Consider the following 2,088-nt stretch of genomic DNA (forward strand, 5'->3'; position numbering starts at 1 on the left):
CCCCTGTTACCGCCGTGAAAGGGCGGTGTCCTAGGCCTCTAGACGATGGGGACCCGGACATCTGTTCTTTAAACTCTACAAATAAAGAGTTGTTTAGTTTGGTGGAGCCTAGCGGGATCGAACCGCTGACCTCAACACTGCCAGTGTTGCGCTCTCCCAGCTGAGCTAAGGCCCCTTCTCAAACCAAATCACCTTTGAGTACACCACTAAGCTTTTGCTTCACTGTGTCTCAACTGCGAGGCGCATTCTATGCAGCGTACCCAAAAGTGTCAACTCGTTTTTTAGGAATTTATTCTATTCGCTACAAATTCAATCGCTTTGGAGATTCTTTGCTCACAACGAACCTTTCCAACCAAGAATAAGGTTAAATCTACAGCAGGTGACATTCCGGCTCCGGTAACCGCTACACGCAAAGGCATACCCACTTTACCCATCCCCACCTCTAATTCAGCAGCAGTATCTTCAATCGCTTGATGAATGTTATCTAAAGTCCATTCATTTAGGCTGGCTAATTTCTGTTGAATAAGCTTAAGGGGCTCCATTGCAACACCTCGAAGATGCTTTTTCGCTGCCGTTTCATCGAAGTCTGCAAAATCTTCATAAAAGTAACGACTGGAAGCTGCAAGTTCTTTTAATGTCTTGGCGCGCTCAGATAAGGCGGTTACGACTTCAGATAAAGCCGGACCATTACTCGTATCAATGTTCTGATCTACCATATGCCATTCTAAATGCTTGGCAACATATTCAGGGGCCAGTTCCTTAATATAGTGTTGATTTAACCAGATCAGCTTTTCAGTGTTAAATGCTGAAGCGGCTTTATTGATATCATCAAGCTTAAATAACTGTTTCATCTCATCGATAGAGAACACTTCTTGATCTCCATGAGACCAACCTAGACGTACCAGGTAATTAAGTAGTGCTTCAGGCAGATAGCCATCATCACGGTACTGCATTACACCAACAGCCCCATGGCGCTTAGAAAGCTTAGCGCCATCATCACCTAAAATCATAGCAACATGAGCATATTCAGGTATTGGTGCCCCTAAGGCTTTTAGAATGTTGATTTGACGAGGCGTATTATTGATATGATCTTCACCGCGTACAACACAGGTGATTCCCATATCCCAGTCATCTACTACAACACAGAAGTTATAAGTAGGAGTGCCTTCAGTACGTGCAATGATCAAGTCATCCAGAAGGTCATTAGAAATTTCGATGCGGCCACGTACATGGTCATCAAATACTACGCTACCCTCAGTAGGGTTTCTGAATCGAATAACAAAAGGCTCATCTGTATCGCGTGGGGCTTTATCTCGGCAACAACCATCATACTTCTGTTGTTCACCTCTGGCAGCCTGCTCATCACGCATAGTCTCAATTCGTTCTCGTGAGCAATAGCACTTATAAGCTGTGCCCCGCTCCAGCATCTGGGCAATAATCTCGTTATAGCGATCAAAACGCTTAGTCTGGTAATAAGGGCCTTCATCCCAGTCCAAACCTAACCACTTCATTCCTTCTAAAATGGCTTCACATGCTTCTGGGGTCGAACGTTCGATATCGGTATCTTCTACTCGTAAAACGAACTCACCTTGATTTGCACGAGCATATAACCATGAATAAAGCGCTGTACGGGCGCCACCGACATGCAAAAAACCTGTTGGGCTTGGAGCAAAACGCGTCTTAGTTGTCATAATGGGACACTAACCTATATAGAAAGTCTAAATAATAGACTGTACCAATGAATGTGGCGCATATTCTAACAGCCAAAAAGGAATAGGGAAATTGCCATACTCTATATAGTGAGTGATATATCTATATGTCTCACCTATTGCTGATTACAATTGCCGAATTATTGCCCCGCAACAACTATTACAGGACAAAAATACACCAAACCAACAAGGTGTTGGGTGACAATGCATCAATCCGGGTAAAATTACGCCGTACTACTGCTTTAATCCAAAAAAGCGTTGACAGTAAATCGTTCCTCCCTATAATACGGCCCCACACAGCGAGGTCGATTAGCTCAGCTGGGAGAGCACCTCCCTTACAAGGAGGGGGTCACTGGTTCGAGCCCAGTATCGACCACCA

The 2,088-nt window shown here is 44.5% G+C and carries 1 protein-coding gene and 2 tRNA genes; 1 reads left to right on the plus strand and 2 read right to left on the minus strand.

The annotated features are described in order from the left end of the window. Positions 1–99 precede the first annotated feature (99 nt). Both Q1B47_RS21780 and gltX read right to left on the minus strand, forming a co-directional pair. Positions 100–175, minus strand: a tRNA-Ala gene (locus Q1B47_RS21780). Between the two features lie 106 nt (positions 176–281). Next, positions 282–1,691: a glutamate--tRNA ligase gene (gltX, locus tag Q1B47_RS21785; RefSeq protein ID WP_299798827.1), complete on the minus strand. Its 1,410-nt coding sequence runs from the start codon at positions 1,689–1,691 to the stop codon at positions 282–284. Positions 1,692–2,012: 321 nt separating this feature from the next. On the opposite strand from gltX, the gene Q1B47_RS21790 reads away from it, so the two are divergent. Then, positions 2,013–2,088: transfer RNA gene (locus Q1B47_RS21790), tRNA-Val, on the plus strand.

Origin of the sequence: uncultured Shewanella sp. (genome assembly GCF_947501225.1) — a bacterium.
Lineage (GTDB): Bacteria > Pseudomonadota > Gammaproteobacteria > Enterobacterales > Shewanellaceae > Shewanella.

What these genes read in the sequence shown, in the direction of transcription:
- gltX (WP_299798827.1), bottom strand. Translation starts at nt 1,691, where the DNA reads ATGACAACTAAGACGCGTTTTGCTCCAAGCCCAACAGGTTTTTTGCAT.